This is a genomic window from Rhodococcus sp. ARP2 (assembly GCF_001029585.1).
Classification (GTDB): Bacteria; Actinomycetota; Actinomycetes; order Mycobacteriales; family Mycobacteriaceae; genus Rhodococcus_F; species Rhodococcus_F erythropolis.
In genome coordinates this window covers 1-17,966 of the sequence record NZ_LEKE01000095.1, presented here as the reverse complement: position 1 = coordinate 17,966, position 17,966 = coordinate 1, and the positions used below count along the sequence as shown (strand labels likewise).

General features: G+C 60.5%; 19 protein-coding genes and 2 pseudogenes. 2 read left to right on the top strand and 19 right to left on the bottom strand.

All coding sequences use genetic code 11. The annotated features are described in order from the left end of the window. Positions 1-46: 46 nt before the first annotated feature. From ABX74_RS25460 to ABX74_RS25435, 6 genes are all read right to left on the bottom strand, one after another. On the bottom strand, positions 47-1,006 hold the full coding sequence (locus tag ABX74_RS25460; RefSeq protein WP_020909798.1) for an ABC transporter substrate-binding protein: 960 nt from the start codon (positions 1,004-1,006) through the stop codon (positions 47-49). 83 nt (positions 1,007-1,089) lie between these two features. Next, positions 1,090-1,884, bottom strand: coding sequence for an ABC transporter ATP-binding protein (locus ABX74_RS25455; RefSeq protein ID WP_047889977.1), 795 nt, complete (start codon positions 1,882-1,884; stop codon positions 1,090-1,092). 10 nt (positions 1,885-1,894) lie between these two features. Next, positions 1,895-2,716, bottom strand: a complete 822-nt coding sequence (locus ABX74_RS25450; protein WP_047889976.1) for an ABC transporter permease — start codon at positions 2,714-2,716, stop codon at positions 1,895-1,897. Further along, complete coding sequence (locus ABX74_RS25445; RefSeq protein WP_020909801.1) at positions 2,713-3,558, bottom strand: ABC transporter permease; 846 nt, start codon at positions 3,556-3,558, stop codon at positions 2,713-2,715. Before ABX74_RS25445 ends, ABX74_RS25450 begins: the two co-directional genes overlap by 4 nt. A 99-nt stretch (positions 3,559-3,657) precedes the next feature. After that, positions 3,658-5,301 carry a thiamine pyrophosphate-binding protein gene (locus tag ABX74_RS25440; protein ID WP_047889974.1) on the bottom strand — a complete coding sequence of 548 codons (1,644 nt, stop codon included), beginning with the start codon at positions 5,299-5,301 and terminating at the stop codon, positions 3,658-3,660. Next, positions 5,301-6,116, bottom strand: coding sequence for a cyclase family protein (locus tag ABX74_RS25435; protein ID WP_020909803.1), 816 nt, complete (start codon positions 6,114-6,116; stop codon positions 5,301-5,303). Before ABX74_RS25435 ends, ABX74_RS25440 begins: the two co-directional genes overlap by 1 nt. Before the next feature lie 117 nt (positions 6,117-6,233). On the opposite strand from ABX74_RS25435, the gene ABX74_RS25430 reads away from it, so the two are divergent. Next, entirely contained in the window at positions 6,234-7,178 is a 945-nt protein-coding gene (locus tag ABX74_RS25430; RefSeq protein WP_020909804.1) for a LysR family transcriptional regulator, read from the top strand. On the opposite strand, the gene ABX74_RS25425 is transcribed toward ABX74_RS25430, so the two are convergent. The 12 genes and pseudogenes from ABX74_RS25425 to ABX74_RS25375 form a co-directional block, all read right to left on the bottom strand. Then, on the bottom strand, positions 7,147-7,524 hold the full coding sequence (locus ABX74_RS25425) for a hypothetical protein (RefSeq protein WP_020909805.1): 378 nt from the start codon (positions 7,522-7,524) through the stop codon (positions 7,147-7,149). The genes ABX74_RS25430 and ABX74_RS25425 overlap by 32 nt on opposite strands. A 34-nt stretch (positions 7,525-7,558) precedes the next feature. Beyond that, a complete protein-coding gene (locus ABX74_RS25420) occupies positions 7,559-8,311 on the bottom strand; it encodes a hypothetical protein (protein ID WP_020909806.1) in 753 nt (250 codons plus the stop codon). Between the two features lie 27 nt (positions 8,312-8,338). Then, on the bottom strand, positions 8,339-8,530 hold the full coding sequence (locus tag ABX74_RS25415; RefSeq protein ID WP_047889973.1) for a hypothetical protein: 192 nt from the start codon (positions 8,528-8,530) through the stop codon (positions 8,339-8,341). Positions 8,531-8,698: 168 nt separating this feature from the next. Beyond that, positions 8,699-9,394, bottom strand: coding sequence for a DUF4913 domain-containing protein (locus ABX74_RS29730; RefSeq protein WP_020909807.1), 696 nt, complete (start codon positions 9,392-9,394; stop codon positions 8,699-8,701). Further along, a complete protein-coding gene (locus ABX74_RS30675; protein ID WP_223258010.1) occupies positions 9,394-9,690 on the bottom strand; it encodes a hypothetical protein in 297 nt (98 codons plus the stop codon). Before ABX74_RS30675 ends, ABX74_RS29730 begins: the two co-directional genes overlap by 1 nt. Before the next feature lie 2 nt (positions 9,691-9,692). After that, positions 9,693-10,010, bottom strand: a pseudogene (locus ABX74_RS30930) (sigma factor); the annotation flags it as partial. A gap of 8 nt (positions 10,011-10,018) precedes the next feature. Continuing rightward, complete coding sequence (locus ABX74_RS25400; protein WP_021346141.1) at positions 10,019-10,426, bottom strand: YciI family protein; 408 nt, start codon at positions 10,424-10,426, stop codon at positions 10,019-10,021. A 153-nt stretch (positions 10,427-10,579) separates the two neighbouring features. Next, positions 10,580-11,194: a response regulator transcription factor gene (locus ABX74_RS25395; RefSeq protein ID WP_019746140.1), complete on the bottom strand. Its 615-nt coding sequence runs from the start codon at positions 11,192-11,194 to the stop codon at positions 10,580-10,582. Continuing rightward, the gene (locus ABX74_RS25390) at positions 11,191-12,333 is read right to left on the bottom strand and encodes a sensor histidine kinase (protein ID WP_047889971.1); all 1,143 of its coding nucleotides are present in this window, start codon (positions 12,331-12,333) and stop codon (positions 11,191-11,193) included. The genes ABX74_RS25395 and ABX74_RS25390 overlap by 4 nt, the downstream gene beginning before the upstream one ends. 21 nt (positions 12,334-12,354) lie before the next feature. After that, positions 12,355-13,146 carry an ABC transporter permease gene (locus ABX74_RS25385; protein WP_021334418.1) on the bottom strand — a complete coding sequence of 264 codons (792 nt, stop codon included), beginning with the start codon at positions 13,144-13,146 and terminating at the stop codon, positions 12,355-12,357. Next, positions 13,143-14,081 (bottom strand): ABC transporter ATP-binding protein, encoded by a 939-nt coding sequence (locus ABX74_RS25380; protein ID WP_019746143.1) that lies wholly within the window; start codon positions 14,079-14,081, stop codon positions 13,143-13,145. Before ABX74_RS25380 ends, ABX74_RS25385 begins: the two co-directional genes overlap by 4 nt. Then, the gene (locus ABX74_RS25375; protein WP_019746144.1) at positions 14,078-14,314 is read right to left on the bottom strand and encodes a hypothetical protein; all 237 of its coding nucleotides are present in this window, start codon (positions 14,312-14,314) and stop codon (positions 14,078-14,080) included. The genes ABX74_RS25380 and ABX74_RS25375 overlap by 4 nt, the downstream gene beginning before the upstream one ends. A gap of 234 nt (positions 14,315-14,548) precedes the next feature. Between ABX74_RS25375 and ABX74_RS25370 the strand changes: the two genes are divergently transcribed. Continuing rightward, the gene (locus ABX74_RS25370; RefSeq protein ID WP_047889970.1) at positions 14,549-16,630 is read left to right on the top strand and encodes a PhoX family protein; all 2,082 of its coding nucleotides are present in this window, start codon (positions 14,549-14,551) and stop codon (positions 16,628-16,630) included. Positions 16,631-16,709: 79 nt separating this feature from the next. Here the strand turns inward: ABX74_RS25370 and ABX74_RS25365 are convergent. Then, a pseudogene (locus ABX74_RS25365) lies at positions 16,710-17,966 on the bottom strand (DUF11 domain-containing protein); the annotation flags it as partial.

The following is a 17,966-nucleotide window of genomic DNA, read 5'->3' as shown; positions in this document are numbered from 1 at the left end:
CAATGTACTTCCTTCACTCAGATTCTCAGTTCGGAGGGAACCAGGTTCACAGCGGCTGGAAGAGGTTGTCGGCGCTGAACGACTGCTTGATGATTCCGACTTCGACCATCAGATCGATGACCGACTGAACACCGTCCGCGTTCCATTCCGTGACGAACTGAGGCAAATTCATGTTGCGGGCTGTTTCCGCGTCCATGTCGGTGTATTTCGGCATGATCTGTGAGGCGACACCGTGAGGATCAACTTCGATAACCTCTACTGCCTGGGCCAGCGCCGTACGGAAACCGCGAATGGCGTCAGGATTACTGTCGATCGTTTTCGTGGATGTGGCAAAAACTCCCTGCGGGCCATTCTGGTAGCCGATGGCGCGGAGGTCGAGTGTCTTGACCGCTGCACTGAGTGTGGGCTCGGTGATGAATGCGGCATCGACATCGCCGGCTTTCAGCGCCGTTGCCATGTTGGCCTGTGGAAGTTCGACGAAGTTGACCTTCGTGTAATCCAAGTTCTCGTCTTTCAGCACTCCGCGGAAGTAGATGTCACCCACCGACCCGAGCGACGGAGTGGCAACTTTCTTACCGATCAGGTCGGCAGGCGTTTTGACGGCGGACCCTTCCGGGACGTAAATACCTGCCTTGTACTCATCAGTTCCGTCGATACCCATGGCGGCGATAGCAACTGGGAGTTTCGAATCCACTGCCTTGATCAGCGACGGATATGAGACCAAGGCGAGATCGGTACTGCCGGAGATCAATGCATTGATCGTCGTTGCACCGTTGGCGGCCGGAGCAAGCTCGATCTCGAGACCGTTGTCTGCGAAGAACCCATTCTCGAGGGCAACGTACACAGGCAATGAATCGCCGACTGGAGGAATGGACAGAGTCATTCGCGTGACACCGTCGGCAGAGGGCGCGGCTGCATCGCTGTCACTGCCTCCGCACGCGGCCACGGTGAAAGCCAATGCGAGACCTGCGCCGATGGCGCAGAATCGTGTGAATCGCGTATTCATGTGATCTCCTCGTACGAAAATGGAACATGAGAAACCGGTTGGGGCAGGGATGTGAATCGATTGGTGCGCAGGAGAACTCGCAACTAGGCCTCGACGGTGAGTCCGCCGGGACAGGCCTGGCGAATAAGGCGGGCAACCTCGCCGCGCGTGGTTACGAACGACTCTTCCTCGCGGGTCGAAATCTGATCACGAGGGAAGTCCAAAGGAATCCGAATGTCTGCCGTCTTGACGGTGGGAGCCTTGCTCAACGAGACGACTCGGGTGCTCAGATAAACACTTTCGTCGACATCGTGGGTGACAAACAGGATCGTCATGTCATATTGATCGCGGACGCGCAACAGTAGATCTTCGAGGTCGGAACGTGTCTGGGCATCGACGGAGGCGAACGGCTCGTCCATCAGCATTAGCTTCGGGCGCATGGCCAGAGCCCTGGCGATCGCCACGCGCTGCTGCATTCCGCCGGAGAGCTGCCACGGATAGCGCTCGGACATCCCCTCGAGACCGACGGCTGCAAGGGATTCTTCTGTGCGCAGTCGTCGCTCGGCTTTACCGACGACACCCAACAACGGAAATTCGACGTTGGCCCCGACCCGGCGCCACGGGAACAGCGATGCCCGGTAGTCCTGAAAGACCATCGCCAATCCTGCAGGCACACCGTCAATTTCAGTGCCACCGAGAGAGATGGAGCCGCCGGTGGGCTTGAGCAATCCTGAAAGTGTGCGAAGGAGCGTTGTCTTGCCGCAACCAGAAGGCCCGACGATCGAGACGAACTCGCCGTCGTTGACTGAAAATGACAGCCCATCGAGTACGCGTTGTTCACCGCGGTCTGTGTAGTAGGTGTGGCTGAGGTTGTCGACCTCGAGCAGTGCGTGGGTCATGGTATTCCGATCAGTTGTCTATTGCCATGCGGAGTCGGTGCCAACCCAGGAGGGTGTGCTCGATTCGAACCAGCAACAGGTTGGACAGATAACCGAGAAGAGAGAGCGCGACGATGAATGACCACATAGTCAGAAATTCGAAGGAACGCTGCGCCTGGGATAATCCGAATCCGATGCCGTTCGACGCCGCGTAAAGTTCCGATGCGATCAGCAAGATGATGCCCAGGGAAGTGGATACTTTGATTCCGGCAAAGATTCCGCTGCTTGCAGTCGGCAGAATTACTCGAAAAAGCATACTGGAACGGGAAATTCGTGAAACCCGTCCGGCATCTTCGAATCCTTGCGGAACTTGCCGAACGGCACTGTACGTGTTGAAGAGAACTGGCCATACTGCGCCGAATGCGATCAAGCCGACGCGCATCGCCGAACCTGTCCCGACCAAGACGAGAGCCAATGGAAGAAGAACTGGCCCCGGAAGTCCTCGCATGAAATGCAAGATCGGTTCGATGATCATCGCCACCACCGGTATTCGGCCGAGGAGGACTCCCAGTGTGATTCCTGCAATCCAGGCGATCAGCAGTCCGAGCAACAATCTGCCGATGCTGGGAAGGATGTCAGTGTAAAAGGCATTGGTGAGGAATCCGTGGCTCAACCCTGCCGAGAACCAACGATCATAGACGTCGCCGAAAATATCCAGTGGCGTCGGGAAATACGCTGATTGCGCACTTGCGGTCCAGATCTGCCACACGAGAATCAGAAGCGCTGCAGCAACCCAGCCGAGAGCGGCGTTCGACCAACGAGAGATTTGGGTTGAACTCAATGTCATACTCATGACTCATCCCTTCGCGCCCACGATGCGAAATTTGTTTCCAGGACGCTGACGACGGCGTTGACCAACAACCCGAGGAGGCCGGCGACGATGACACCCGCACAGACCGACTCGATACCCTGCGGAAGCATGCTCTGTTGAAGAAGCCACGAGCCAAGGCCCTTGGTGCTTCCGCCGATGAATTCAGCGCCGATGCAGAGAATCAGAGCGATTGACACTGTCACCCGTACTCCAGTCAGTACCGATGGAATCGCCGAGGGCCAGACCACTCGCCATGCGACCACGACAGGAGACCAACCGAATGATCGCGCCGTGGCCCGTGCGACTCCGTTGGTCGAATGGACACCGTGAATGGTGTTTACCAGCAATGGGAAAACGCATCCCAAGGCAACGACCGTGGCCTTCATTTCCAGCCCTTGACCGGCCACCAGAACAAGCAGCGGAACCAATCCGATCGGCGGCAATGGACGTATCAATTCCACGATCGTCGACGTCAACGCATAGAGACGATTCGACAGCCCTAACAACAAGCCGGCAGGAACGGCAATCACGAGAGCGATCGCATAGCCGACGAATGCTGCCCAGAGGGTGTTTCCGATTTGAGCCAGGAACGTTTGATCAGTCAGAAGCCGGGTAGCGCGAATCAGTGTGGTGCTGGCGGGGGGAAGCGCATCGCGTGGCAACAGATGAAACCGTGAAATGATCTCCCACGTCGCCAGGAAGCCGATGACGCCGAATGTTCCCCAGTACAGGGGCTGCAGATTCATGGTTTGGTTGGCGGGTACGCGTGCCTTCGCCCGTCCTGGTTCCCGCTGGGTCGGGAGTCTTTCTGCGGTGCTAGTCATATCGCACCGCCAGGGCTGCGCGGCACGTCGACTGAGAAAGTAGTTGCACTCTTTCCTCCTGAGTTGTCTGACGAGTACATCTGCGTTCGGCCTCCCTCATCAGTGGCCGAACGCCTCTTGTAGCCACCACGAGCCTTCGCGGGAGACGATCTTCGCATCAATAACGAAGGGACGCTGCGGGTTTGAGCTCAACCAGGACTCCAGCTCGCTCAGGTCCGAAACGTCGCGGACGGTCGCTGCCTCGCAGCCGTATCCGCGGGCAATGGCAGCGATATCGGTATCGGGGAAGGTTACCGAGTCCAATGGGGGGCCGTCGGTACCGAAATGATGGACTTCGGCGCCGTACATGGAGTCGTTGTACACGATCACGAGCAGGGGAATCTTCAGCCGTACAGCAGTTTCCAGTTCACTGATACCCATGAGGAACCCACCGTCCCCACATGCAGCGATGGGGAGGCGATGAGGTTGTGCGATCGCAGCGCCCAGGCCGGTTGCGAGACCGAGTCCCACGGACTGGAATGCCTGCGTGAAACAGAATCCGTATTCGTCCGGAACATCGAGATACATACTGGGGTAGCCGAGGAAGTTTCCGGAGTCGACCGAGACGATTCGTTCAGTCGGCAGAATCTTGTTCAGTTCGGCCGAGAGGGTCCTCGGGTCGATCAGCCCTTCACCGGACTCGTCAGTAAACTCGATCTCATTCCAGCGGAGCCCCATACCGATTCGGCTCTTCACATCAGCAGTTCGGTACCCTTCGCGGTGACTTCTTCCATGTGCTTCCAGCCATGCAGACGTCGCTCGAGCAGTCTCGGCAACCCCGCCCCACAGGCCCAGAGTCACGTCGCGGTGCATTCCGATCGCGGCAGGGTCGGTATCGATTTGGACTACTGCTGCGTCATCGGCGATCAGCTTTCCATGGCGCATCGTCCACATGTTGAGGGCGCATCCGAAGCCGACGATGAGATCTGCTTGAGCAATGAGTTCGGCAGTCAAGGGAGAGCTGAATCCTCCCGAGACATCGATGCTCCACGGATCGTCATTGAACATTCCGCGTGAAACCGCTGAGGTGGCTACGAGTGCGCCGCTCTGCTCGGCGAGTTGAAGGATCGCATCCTTCGATCCTTCAGCGCGGCTTCCTCGGCCGGCAACAAAAACCGGACGTTCAGCTGCGAGGAGGAGTTCCACGAATCGCGCGACGTCGGCAGGAGAGGGTTGGGGTGCAGAAATTCGTTCGAATGTCCGCGGGGTCAGGCTCGAGTCGAGTTCCATGTCCTGTACATCGAGCGGGACGTTGAGGACGACCGTTCTCTGGTGATTGCGGCACATCGCGAATGCGCGTGCGACGTCGTCTACGGCTGTCTTGGGGGATCGCACGCGCATCGTCACGGCTCCAAGCCCGTCACCGATTCCTTGCTGATCGATGAAGAAGTTCGAACTCGGTTCTGTTGCCTCGGCGGTGAGGACGAGCATCGGGGTGTTGCTTTTGGCGGCTTCCGCAATTCCGGTCAACGCGTTCGTGAATCCGCAGCCTTGATGCAATGACAGGACTGCTACTTCTCCGGACAGTCGTGCGAACGCGTCAGCCATCGTGGCCGCTCCGCCTTCGTGGCGAGCGGCGATGAAGCGGGCACCACGTTCGACCATCGCGTTCGTGAAGTGAAAGTTTCCGCTACCGACGACACCGAAAACTGTCGTGACGCCCAGATCGACGAGCGTGCACCCGATTGCGTTGTGTACCAGCATTAGTTCTTTGTCTCCTTTGATGATTCGCGTTCAATGAGAGCGATGATCCGAGCTGGGCTCCCTGATCCACCGACGATCCGAAGAGGGGCAACAATGATCACTGCTCCCACTGGCGGGAGTTGATCGAGATTTTGTAGCTGAGTTATTCCGTACTTTCCGGCTCCGAGTAGATGTGAGTGCACGGGAAACTGCGGATCGAATCGAAAGGCTTGGCCCGCGTCAGTTCCTACAGTCTCGACACCCAAGCCGATGATCGGGGATTCCTCCGCGAGCCATCTGGCGCACTCCGATGTCAACCCCGGGGTGTGAGGGCCGTGTTCGTCTGCATTCAAGAAGAGCGCTTGATCATGAGATCGCGATGCCCACCCAGTTCGGTAGAGCAACCATCCGCGAGGCAACGGGCCGAACTTCTTCTGCCAGCGCAGGATGTCGTCCACGTCTAGAAGGAAATCGGGATCGTCAGCCACTTCGGCGGCTTTGTCGATAACAACGGCTGGAGCGACAAGCCGACTGGTCGGCACTGACGCGACATCCCCGTGCTCGATTCCTGTTATCCAGTGGCACGGAGCATCGAAGTGTGTGCCCACATGTTCGCCTGTGTGGATCCCGTTTTGATACGACGTAGGGCCTCGATCGTCGTACTTAGCCAACTCTTCGAGCGCGAAATGCGGAATCGGTGCCATACCGGAAGGCAAAGGGAGGACGGGAGTCGATTCCGAAAGAAGGGCGGTGAGATCGACTGTCTCGACATCGTTGTGCGCCAACGCATCTGCCAGAGCTGCAAGTGTGCCTGGGTGCGGGTGGAGAGTGCTCATGGATAGATCATGCGAGAGTTCGATGAACAAAACCAATGCTATTGTTCGCTTCGATATGCTCAAACTGTAATACCAGTCACACTTTATTTCTTCGATGTTACGGACGGGTGACGGGCGATGGATTCGCAGCGACTTTTCGACGGCAGACTGAAAATTCGGCATCTCGTGCTGCTGACAACACTTGCAGACGAAGGCAGCATGGTCGGCGCCGCCGAAGTTCTGCGCGTCACACAACCCGCTATCACTCGTGCGGTGCGTGAGGCAGAAGCAGTACTGGAAGTCTCTCTGTTCGACAGGAAGCCGCGGGGTGTACTGCCGACGCAGTTCGGCGAAATATTTCTCGAGAGTGCTCGCACGGTCCTGAACAACTTGCGCAACGCGGCTGATCACATTGACGAACTCCAGAGAGTCGGGGCTCGGCCAGTACGAGTGGGAACGAATCTTGCCGGAGCGTATTCCTTGCTGCCGCAAGCGTTGGTGGCACTCAAGAAAACGCAGCCGAACCTGTCAGTGTCGGTGATCGAAGGGCTTCCCGAGGAACTCGCGACGAGTCTTGCGCGCGACGAAATTGACTTGGTAGTCGGGCGTCTTGACCCAAGCGGCTTCCGCAATGGCGCTCACCACATTCGTCTATACGACGAGCCTGTGCGAATCGTGGTGCGACAAGATCATCCAGCTGTCCAACGTCATGAGCAAAGCATTGAAGATTTGATGGATTATCCGTGGATCCTGCCGGGGCGCCCCACTCAATTGCGAGATGAGCTCGACGAATTGTTCTCCCGTGAGGGGCTTGGTCTGCCACACAACATAATCGAGTGCTCGACCATCCTTACCTTGCGTTCGATTCTGATTGGAACGGATGCGATTGCCCCACTGCCTATGCTGATCGGCGCGGGTGACGAGCAACTGACCATGCTTACGACATCGTTGGAGACCGTTCCTCGATCAATTGGAATCACCATGCCCGCAGACCGATCCCTGAGTGCCAGCGCACGAAGTCTCATCGACTTAATCGTCGACGCTGCCCGGGTTATTGCCCGGGATCTCCCGTTGGACGAGTAGCCAGAGAAGCTCCTGCCGGAACGAGGAAACTCCGGACACGCGGCGGTATAACCCCAGACTCGGCCAGGGCGCGGGTTTCAGCGCACAGCTCCGCAAACGTCTTCCCAACCAACGATGCTGATCGTCGATACACATCCAACCGAGCGATCACCGGGGTCAGCGTCCAGTGGATGAGGTACTCGTCGACCTCTGTGTTCGGATCATCGAGCCATGCGGTGATCTTCTCGACATCGCCGCCGTAGGCCATCGTCAGCACGTCAAGGAGATTGCCGGGACGAGGAATCAGCAGCGATCGGTATTCGGCGCCGAACGTTGTCACCGCCTCGTTGAACTCCTCCTCGGACATATCCTCGGCTGAGGTTCATCTGCGTAGCGGCGACTCATTCCGGATCGCCTCCACTTGTTGAATGTTCGTTGTCTTCGCTCGTGATTTTCGGGACCCAGATCGCGGCTTCGACGTGGTCGAAGAACGCGCGCCGCAGATCCGCCTCGATCGCATCGGAGTACGCTTCCGGCGTCAGATCGTCCGCGAGGCGAGCGGCTTCGATTCCGCGCCAGATCACCTGCATTGCCCACACCCCAGCTTTTGATCCGAGCGGCGTCAGCATGTTGCGCACGCCCCAGCCGATGTCTTGGACGAACGGCGTCGGCCGCCCCGGACCTGTTCGCGGTTGTAGTGGTAACAGCTTCGCCGCAGCGCGAGCGGCAGTGTGCGCGTCGAGGTCGTGCGCGTCCTGGCGGGCGTGCATGGTCGCGTTCATGACCTCGAGCGCTGCTTTCAGCGGTCCGACGTATTTGCGCAGCAACGTCGGCTTGTCGAGAACCACCCAATGCCAGATTTCGGGTAGATCCCGCAGTGCCTGCGCGGCTGCGGGCTGGTGATGCAGTTCCAGCGCGTGTGCGGGGCCGGTGCGCAGAAACCAGTCGAGGACGTTCTCGACGGCCTCTTCTCGGTACTGGGTGTAGACGATCGGGTCGCAGGTGGCGTGTATCCGGTCCCGCTCGGCAGCGCCCTCTTCGCTGCTTTCGTTGATGCTGACGAGTTTGTTCGGGTACGGGAACGTCGGCTCCCCGCTCTCGTCGGGGGCGTACTGCGCGGGATCCACCAGCCACGAACCCTCGGCCGTGGTCACGGCGCACCGCTATCAGAAGTAGACGTGTCAGCCGCTGCATCTCGTATAGCGAGCGCCGTCGAGGCCGGCTTGCGGCTGATCGACCAGCGCCGCACTGTCACTGCCCCCGCGATCAACACACCCCCCCATGACCGAGAAGGTCACCAACAAGACGAGCGTGCCACCGGACATCGTGATGGGGGGCGGGCATGCGCACACCAGGTCAATTCCAGTGTTCATGCGGTTACTCCTTGCTTTCGGCGTTCAGGTCTTGACGGGTGCGCGCAGTGAGTTCGTCCATCCGATCGCACAGTCGTTCCGCACTTGCAGGACTGGCGATGTCGGGGCTGTGCTGAACGTGCGTCGGTCAGGGCGAGCATGGCGGTGCCTTTCACGAAAGGTGGGTGGTCAATCTTCGGGGTGTTCGCCGAGGAGGGCGGCCAGTAGCTCCCGAGGTACGGGTTCGTACGGAAGCGCCGGGTGCCCCATCCACGAACCGTCTTCTTTGGCGTGCGACATAGGTCCGGTGTCACCGTCGAAGATCACGCGGACATGGGGTTCGAGGTGGTGAATCCACCAGTTCGACATTGCCGACGCATTGTCGGACGCGCGGGCTTCTTCGTACGCGTGCCAGAGCGCTTTGAGGCGGCCGGCGACTTCGGGATACAGCATCCAGCGTGGGTCCCAAACGTTGCCACCGTCTCCGGCGCCCATGCCCATCTTTCGGCGAATGACTTGCGTAAAGAACTCTTCGACGAACTCGACAACATTCGCATACAGCGGTTCGACAGGCTCTTTCTCTTCTCCTACGGTGGTGTCCCCGCTATAGGGAGCTGGATCCGAGAAGGTAGTGGGATCGTCTTGGCCACCGCCTTCCTCACCTGCTGATTCTTCGCCGGTGACCGTCGAATCGTCCTCGTCGTGTCCCTGTTCGTCGTTGACTTCGACAGTCGGATTCTCGTCGTCGACCGGATCAGGATGGCCCCATTCGGCGGTCGGTTCATACTCGTCGCCGGTCGCGGTCGGATCGTAATTGTCCATGTCCGCGTAGTTCGTTTCGTCCTCGGTTGACCATTGGTCATCCGTCGATGCGAAGTCCACCATCAGTTTGTTCCTTCCCCGAAGAACTCGGACTCGAAGATGTCGTCCAGGCTCGGTGTTGCCGTGAATTGCGGCGTGACCGGTGCGGGGACCGGGTGGACGGGAATCTCGGCCAGAGGTTCCTTGTCGATGACGACGCGGGGAATTGGACCGGTGATCGCGTCCTCGATGATCGGGCGATCGGAAATTCCGACAGGCAGAGCCTTCTGCACGCTGCGGTGGGTGCCGGCCGCGCACTCGGCAATCGACCGTTTGATGTCGTCCGCGAAAGGCGTGTTGCCCCAAAAGTTTTTTTCCACCAAGCGCACAGAAAGTAGAGCTGGAGTGTGTCGTCCACGCCCGGCACCGACCCGCTGACCGGCCGCTCGCCTGGCTGCTCGTCAACCAGAAACTCCCGCTTGCGACGAGCCGCATCCGACCGGATCCCGTCGAGGAACCGCCGCCAGGCCACTGTGACCAGCCAGCCCTTGGGGTCCCGCGGCGGGTTGTCCGACCAGGTCCTGACCGCCTCGAGCAGAGCATCCTGCACGGCATCCTCGGCCGACGCGAAATCTGCTCCGCGGCGGACGAGGATGCCGAGCACGCTCGGAGTCAGACTTCGAAGCAGCGCGTCGTCCATGAGAGTCGTCAGTCCGTGATGGTCGGCGGCTCGGTCAGGAACGGGCGCAGTTCGAGCCATTCGTGAATCGGCTTCCCGCCTGCGCCGGGCGCGGCCGAGAGCTCCCCGGCCAATTCGACGGCTCGGTCGTAGTTGTCGACGTCGATCACCATCCAGCCGGCAATGAGGTCCTTGGTTTCCGCGAACGGGCCGTCGGTGACCGGCGGGCGACCCTCACCGTCGTACCGGACAAAGGTGCCCTCAGGAGCGAGAGCCTGACCGTCGACGAACTCGCCCGCCTTCTCGAGCCGATCCGCGAAGTCCTGCATGTACTTCACGTGGGCCGTGATCTCTTCCGGTGTCCACTGGTCCATCGGCACGTCGTTGACTGCAGCCGGAGCGCCGCGGTAGTGCTTGAGCAGCAAGTACTTGGCCATCGTGAATCTCCTCTGTGTCGGTGCCACCCATTCTGGTCGCACTTCACTACAGGGACGAAGCAAGTCGGGGATTCTCGACATTGCGGGGCCTTCGGCCCTGTGCGCCTTTTTGGTAGTGCCCGCAACCAGAAAGGCGCACGGGGGCCGGAGGCCCTAAATCCACCCCTGCCGGCGGGCGATCACTGCAGCTTCGTGCCGATTGGCCGCACCGAGTTTGGTGACAGCTGACGACAAATAGTTTCGGGTGGTACCCGCAGACAGGTGTGCCCGGGAAGCGATCTGCTCGATGGATGCCCCGTCGGCCGCGTATTCGAGTACGTCCGCCTCGCGCGGAGTAAGCGGTGAGTCGCCGGCGCCGATCGCCTCGGCAGCCAACGACGGGTCGACGTACCTCCCACCGGCATGGACGCTGCGGACCACCTCGGCGAGCGTCGCCGCAGGCGTCGTCTTCGGTAGAAATCCGCGGACACCTGCTGACAGTGCCTTCTTCAAGTACCCAGGACGCCCGTGGCTCGTCACGATGATCGAGACGCACCCCGAGACCGTCTGCGCAATCTGTTGCGCCGTCTCGATGCCGTCGATACCCGCCATCTGAAGGTCGAGCACGGCTACGTGAGGTTGATGCTTTGCAGCAGCGATCACGGCATCCTCGCCGGATTCGGCTTCTGCCACGACGACGATGTCGTCCTCGAGCGACAACATCATGGCCAGAGCCGAGCGGATCAGGTTCTCGTCGTCGGCCAGCAGTACCTTGATCGGCTCGGTCACCGAGACTCCTTCGTTCGGGACGGAAAGTGGGCGGTGAGGGTGAAGCGATCTTCGTCCTGCACGGTTTCGACAGTTCCTCCGACGGCGCCGACGCGCTCGCGCAATCCGTTCAGGCCGGTTCCGTTGTTCGGCTCTGCGATCCGTGCGCCGTCGTTGGCAATCACGACGCCGTCCGCGGACACCTCGATGCTGCAATTCTCGGCACTGGAGTGCCGGAGAATGTTGGTCACGCCTTCACGGACGACCCACGCGGCGGCCTCGGCCAGTTCCACCGGCAGTTGATCTGCCGATCCACGTATCGCGGTGGAGATTCCGGCGGCCTCGAGCAGAGACTGCGCACCGGCCAGCTCCGACGCCAAGGCGATGGACCGGTATCCCCGAACCAACTCGCGCGCTTCGTCGAGAGAATCTTGCGCAAGTTCGCGTACTTCGTCCATCTGCGCGGCCGCACGATCGTCACCGCGCCGTGAAAGAGTCGCTGCAAGTTCACTTTTCACTGCAATTGCAGACAGTGCCCGCCCGACGACGTCATGGAGATCGCGCGAAAATCGCAATCGCTCCTCGGCGACGGACAGGGCAGCGGCAGCTCCGCGAGCCTCGTCCAATTCGGTGACCATGCGAAGCAGCCACACCGACATGTAAACGGTCAGCCCCATGAAGGCGGCGACGATTCCGACGGACACGCCGCTTTCCGGACCCGCAAGCAGTCCCAGTACAACCCCGGCGGCCACCGAGCCCACGATCAGCCAGCGCAACGACGTCAACCCAGCAAGGGGCACGACAAGGATTGCCGCGAGCCAGAAGTACGGGCCGTTCTCGCCATTGCTTCCCAAGGCGATTCCCGCCGAGCAGAACGCGGACAACGTCATCACGGCAAGAGGAATCTGGACGGGCTTGGCCACGACTCCGCCCAGATCTGACATCCGAGAGACGGCGATGCCGCACGCAACGGCACTGATTCCGAGGAAGACACCCGACAGGTACCGATCCGCAACGATCTCGGTGACCGCACCGAAGCCACCGAAAACCACTGCGACCATGATGAACGATTGCCGCGTGTAGAGGCGAACCTTGTCGACGTTCGACGCGGTTCGCCACGTCCGTCTCGGATTCCAGCGTCCGAAGTTCTGCGCGATCATGCCCACTACCTTCTCAGAGTTCTACGAACGCGGTTCCCAGCGGAAGTGGACGTTCGCGATCAGAACCGAACCGACGATCCACGCCAGCATGACCAACAGCGGTTGCCCAGCCGAACCGAAGGTGTCGACAAATCCGGCCGCCGCACCGGGCGCATCGCCCAGATCAGCCAGTTCGCCAGTGGTCCGCCCCAGCCATCCGAGATTGAGAAGGTCGACTACTGCGGCCAGCGGAGTGAAATCGAGAATGCGAGCAACGTTGTCCGGCACGACATTCCTGATCGAAGACATACCTGCCGTCGCCAGAATCAGAATCGGCATGCAGGTGATCTGCGCCGCCTCTGCGTTCCGAGTGACAGCCGAAGTGATCAACGCCAGCGCTGTGAAGAGCGCGGCGCCGCCGATCACCGCGACCAGCACCAGCACCGGATTGACCGGAGCACTGCCGCCGAGAACCATCACGGCGATCCCGATGACCACCGTCAACAGTGCGGTGAGAACCCACGACGGCACTGCCGGGCCCGCCAGGATCTCGGCGTCGCTGCATTCCCCGGTCCGTAGTCGCTTGAGAACCAACTCGTCACGGCGCGTCGCGTACACCGACAGCAAGTTGTAGAAGACCACGAAGACGAGAAGGAACAGCGCAAATACCTCGAGGCCTGCCGACACCGACTTGTCCGACAGCCCGCCGTCTCGCGACAGGTACAGCATTCCCACGGGAAAGATCAGCGGGAGGACGATTGCATTGAAGAGCAACAGTCGATTTCGTCCCAGGAGCGTGAACTCCGAACGAGACAGGGTTGCGATGCGGTTCATGCCGATGCTCCTTCGAGAGTTGCGTGATGATCGAATTGGTCTGCAATGGAGAGGAATACTGTCTCCAGGGACGCCGCTCGGGCATCCAAGCCGGTCAGCAAGACATCATTGTGCTGCGCCCACAGCAGCAGTTCCGTCAGCGTCTCCTGGACGGTGCGAGTGGTGATCAGCACCAGATCGTTTTCGACGCGCACCTCGGCGCCGGCCAGCGCTGGGAGCGGAAGGCCTGGGCGGTGCAGTTTGATCTGGGCGGGATGATCTGCGACGACGTCCGCCACGGTTCCGCTGCGCACGACCGATCCACGGTGCATGATCGCCAATTGGTCGCACAAGGATTCAGCTTCGTCGAGATAGTGCGTCGTCAACATGATGGTGACGCCCGACGCTTTCAAGTCAGCGATCAATTGCCAAGTGTTACGACGACTTTCGGGATCCAAACCAGTAGTCGGTTCGTCGAGGAACAGTACGAGTGGCCGGCCGATGATCGCGCACGCCAGATCCAGTCGGCGCGCTTCACCGCCCGAGAGGAACTTCACGCGGGTATCGCCACGGTCACGCATGTCCACGCGCTCGAGCACCTCGTCGACGGGAAGCGGATTCGAGCACGTTCCGGCCCACATCGCCAAACTCTCACGAGCAGTCAGGTCTTGGGGAAGCCCACCCTTCTGGAGCATGATGCCAAGCGACGGTCGAATCTGCTTGCGGTTGCGCACCGGATCCATTCCCAGAACGCGCACCGTACCGGCGCTGGCTCGTGAAAGGCCCTGAATCACTTCGAGAGTGGATGTCTTGCCGGCACCGTTTGTTCCGAGGAGGCCGAACAGCTCGCCTTCCTGAACACTCAGATCCAGATTGCGAACAGCATCGAACGCCTCCTTGCCGGAGCCGTAGCGCCGCGACATTCCGACTACGTCGATCACGGGATCGCCCTTCATCGCTGCGCCTCCTCTCGGTTCCAGCTGCGCAGTCCGATCGTGAATCGAATGCCCGCGTAGACCGCGAGAGCGGCAACAAGAATCCAGGACACCGGATTGGAGCCGATGATCGCGAATACCCCTCCGATGATCGCGATGTTCACCACGATCACAACAAGTTCGCGGCCCATCGTGGGTGCGGGTCCGATGTCCATCAGGTCCGTCAGGAGGCTTCCCTCATGTGGTTCTCTCATGCCTCCAAGCCTCGCGGGAAGTCCGCGACGAAAACAGTGCACCGCGTCATCACCTGCGGTGACACCGTCATGGATCGGCGATGACAAATGTCATGCGACGTCCCCGCGGGGACGCGTCGTAAATTGCAGGTAAGGGTCGCCTCGTTGTTTTGCCGTTCATTTTTACGTTCCTTTACCCTCGCTTAGAGCTTCTACGGTTCCCGAAGTCCGTACATCGAATCTCGGGAGTTCACGGTGGCTATCAAGCCTTTGGCCTTGTTCGTCAAACACGACGGCGTGTCTGCACGCGCGTCGATCACCTGCCAGTACAAGTGCGGAAACGCGTGCTCTCATGAGGTCCCCAACACCTCGGGCGGCGAATACTTCCGCGATATCGCACGCACGGCACTGACTCGTCGCGGCATGCTCCGGGGCAGCGGCATGGCAGTGCTCGCGGTGGGAGCGGGCAGCGCCCTCGTCGCGTGTTCGGACGAATCCGCAAGTGCCGAACCGGGAACCGGATCAGCGAGCGGCAGCAGCGGCGGAACCACACCAGCGGGGACGAACTTCGACGCCGTCGCGCCCAACAAGGAAGACAAGGTCACGGTCCCTGACGGATACGATCAGGCCGTCGTCATCCGTTGGGGTGACGCCGTTCTCGCCGGAGCCCCGGCATTCGACTTCGACAAGCAGACTGCGGCAGCACAGGAACTGCAGTTCGGATTCAACAATGACTTCGCCGGATTGCTCCCGGTCGACGGGCAGCCCAACACCTTCCTCCTCGTGGTCAATCACGAATACTCCACCGAGCCGGCGATGTTCCGCGGCTACGATGCGGAGAACCCGACCGAGGAGCAGTTCAAGATCGGCCTGGCCAGCCACGGACTGTCAGTCGTCCAGGTCAAGGGCGAATCCGACAACGGCAAGCTGGTACCGGAGATCGGATCGAACAACCGCCGCATCACCGGAACCACGGAGTTTGTCGTGACCGGCCCCGCTGCAGGTAGCGACTTCCTCAAGACGAGTGCCGATCCCACGGGAACCAAAGTGCTCGGCACCCTCAACAATTGCGCTGGCGGCGTCACACCCTGGGGCACAGTGCTTTCCGGCGAAGAGAACTTCAACCAGTACTTCGCTAACGCCGAGGGTGTCACCGATCCCACGGTGGCAGCCCGGCTGAAGCGCTACGGTCTGGCCGGAGCCGCTTCCGAGCGCAAGTGGGAACGCTTCGACAAGCGGTTCGATCTGGTCGCAGAACCCAACGAGGTCAACCGATTCGGATACGTCGTCGAGATCGATCCCTGGGATCCGTCGTCGACTCCGATCAAGCACACAGCGCTCGGACGTTTCAAGCACGAAGCCGCCACCATTTACATCACGTCGGACGGCACCGTCGTTGCATACAGCGGCGACGACGAGCGCTTCGACTACATGTACAAGTTCGTTTCGAGCCGAAAGATGCAGGACGGCAAGAGTCAGGCAGCCATGCGCCACAACATGACTCTGCTCGACGCCGGAACACTGTACGTTGCAAAGCTCAGCGGAAACTCCGCCGGCGAGATCGACGGAACCGGCAAGCTCCCGTCGGACGGCACGTTCGACGGAACCGGCGAGTGGGTAGCCATCCTGCGCACCGGCGAAGACGGCAAGGGCGAATCGCTGGTAGACGGTATGAGCGCCGAAGAGGTCGCCGTCTTCACCCGCCAGGCCGGTGACAAGGTCGGGGCAACGAAGATGGATCGCCCCGAGGACTTCGAGGCAAACCCGAAGAGCGGCAAGGTTTACGTCGCACTGACCAACAACACCAAGCGCGGAGTCGACGGTGGTGCCGCGGCCGACGAGGCGAACCCGAGGAACAACAACAAGAACGGCCAGGTCCTCGAAATCACCGACGACCACGCCGGCACCACCTTCGGCTGGAATCTTCTTCTCGTCTGCGGAGATCCGGCCACAGCCGATACTTACTTCGGCGGGTTCGACAAGAGCAAGGTCAGCCCCATCTCATGCCCGGACAACCTTGCCTTCGACCCGCACGGCAATCTGTGGATCTCCACCGACGGCAACGCACTCAAGTCCAACGACGGACTGTTCAGCGTTGTCCTCGAAGGCGAAAACCGCGGTGAAACAAAGCAGTTCCTCACCGTTCCCGTCGGCGCCGAAACCTGCGGCCCCATCGTGGACGAGAAGCGCGTCATCGTCTGCGTCCAGCACCCCGGCGAGACCGACGACGCCAGCATCGAAAGCCCCGCATCCCATTGGCCCGACGGTGGTTCCGCCCAGCCTCGCCCGTCGGTAGTTGCAGCCTGGAAGAAGGACGGATCTCGGCTCGGCTCGTAACACACACGAAAACGACTGTGGGGCAGATCGCATACTCTGCGATCTGCCCCACGTCGTTTACCTCAGATTCTCAAGAGAATCAGTTGTCACCATCCTCGCGACGCTTACGCGTCAGGAGAACAACACCCGTTCCCAGCGCCAGCAGCAGAACCAAACCGCCTGCCGCGAGCAACCCGGTGTTCACGCCACTCTCACCAGCGCCACCACCCGAGTTGATCGTGCCACCCTGAGGAGCAGACGTCGGCGGCTTCGGCTGACCCGGCTGACCCGGGTTTGCTGTCGGCGGCTTCGGCTGTCCTGGAACCGTGCTCGGAACCGGCTGACCCGGAACCGTCGGCGGTACGACGATCGGAGGCACAACGACGATCGGGGGAATGATGATCGTCGGTGTAACCGGCACCGTCGTGTTCGGAACCGTCGTGGTCGGCGGAACTGTCGTGACCGGCGGCGTTGTCGTCGGCGGCGTCGTTGTCGTCACGCCACACGGATCCACAATCTCCTCCGCGACAACTTCTTCTGTCGTGGTCTCCTCTGTGGTGGTCTCCTCCGTGGTGGTGGATTCCTCCGTACCGGTCACATCAGCGTCACCGGCAGTGGTCGCGCTAGCCGTCGTCGTCGCAACCGTTGTGGTCGGAACCATCCGCGTGGTCGTCGTCGGAGGAACACAGGGCTCCGTCGTAACCGGCGGCGTCGTGGTGGTGGTCGTCGGAGGCACCGTGGTGGTGGTCTCCGGCGGGTCCACCGGGTGTTCGGTGCAGAGAGCGTCGCCCGGGACACAGTCCACCGGCGGGTTCTCGCCACCAACCACCAGGTAGTTGTTCAGGACGCCCGGAGTGAATCCGGGACCTGACAACGTTCCGATCTCAGGATTGACCTTGACGGTGTACGTCACCGTCGCGCTCTCACCCTTGGCCAGCTTTCCGGTGACCGTGAAGACGTTGTCGACGACACCCGAAACAACCAGCGTGGAAGTAGTAGCCGGATTCTTCGTCATTACTGCATCGTCGAGAACATCGGTCAGATCGTCGTAGAAGCTGATCTCACCATCCGCGGTGCCCACATTCTTGAACGTGAGCGTGTACGTGATCTCCTGGCCGCCAACCACACGGTTCGTGGTGGACGGGTCAGAGGACTTCAGTACCTCGATTGCGGGAGTGCCATCAACCGGGTGTTCGGTCGTCACCGGCGGAGGAGTGATCTCCGGACCGATCGGCGGCTTCGCAGTACCGGTGACCTTGTTGTTGACCAGAACGCCGCCGGCAACACCGTCGTTGATCTTCACCTGATAGGTCAGAACAACCGACTTACCGGCCTCGAGTGCACCCGTCCACGAGAG

Coding starts and splice junctions, on each gene's coding strand:
- ABX74_RS25385 (WP_021334418.1), bottom strand. CDS start 13,146: ATGAACCGCATCGCAACCCTGTCTCGTTCGGAGTTCACGCTCCTGGGA.
- ABX74_RS25445 (WP_020909801.1), bottom strand. CDS start 3,558: ATGACTAGCACCGCAGAAAGACTCCCGACCCAGCGGGAACCAGGACGG.
- ABX74_RS25375 (WP_019746144.1), bottom strand. CDS start 14,314: ATGAGAGAACCACATGAGGGAAGCCTCCTGACGGACCTGATGGACATC.
- ABX74_RS25415 (WP_047889973.1), bottom strand. CDS start 8,530: ATGAACACTGGAATTGACCTGGTGTGCGCATGCCCGCCCCCCATCACG.
- ABX74_RS25450 (WP_047889976.1), bottom strand. CDS start 2,716: ATGAGTATGACATTGAGTTCAACCCAAATCTCTCGTTGGTCGAACGCC.
- ABX74_RS25455 (WP_047889977.1), bottom strand. CDS start 1,884: ATGACCCACGCACTGCTCGAGGTCGACAACCTCAGCCACACCTACTAC.
- ABX74_RS25425 (WP_020909805.1), bottom strand. CDS start 7,524: ATGTCCGAGGAGGAGTTCAACGAGGCGGTGACAACGTTCGGCGCCGAA.
- ABX74_RS29730 (WP_020909807.1), bottom strand. CDS start 9,394: ATGGTGGACTTCGCATCGACGGATGACCAATGGTCAACCGAGGACGAA.
- ABX74_RS25440 (WP_047889974.1), bottom strand. CDS start 5,301: ATGCTGGTACACAACGCAATCGGGTGCACGCTCGTCGATCTGGGCGTC.
- ABX74_RS25380 (WP_019746143.1), bottom strand. CDS start 14,081: ATGAAGGGCGATCCCGTGATCGACGTAGTCGGAATGTCGCGGCGCTAC.
- ABX74_RS25430 (WP_020909804.1), top strand. CDS start 6,234: ATGGATTCGCAGCGACTTTTCGACGGCAGACTGAAAATTCGGCATCTC.
- ABX74_RS25435 (WP_020909803.1), bottom strand. CDS start 6,116: ATGAGCACTCTCCACCCGCACCCAGGCACACTTGCAGCTCTGGCAGAT.
- ABX74_RS25400 (WP_021346141.1), bottom strand. CDS start 10,426: ATGGCCAAGTACTTGCTGCTCAAGCACTACCGCGGCGCTCCGGCTGCA.
- ABX74_RS25460 (WP_020909798.1), bottom strand. CDS start 1,006: ATGAATACGCGATTCACACGATTCTGCGCCATCGGCGCAGGTCTCGCA.
- ABX74_RS25390 (WP_047889971.1), bottom strand. CDS start 12,333: ATGATCGCGCAGAACTTCGGACGCTGGAATCCGAGACGGACGTGGCGA.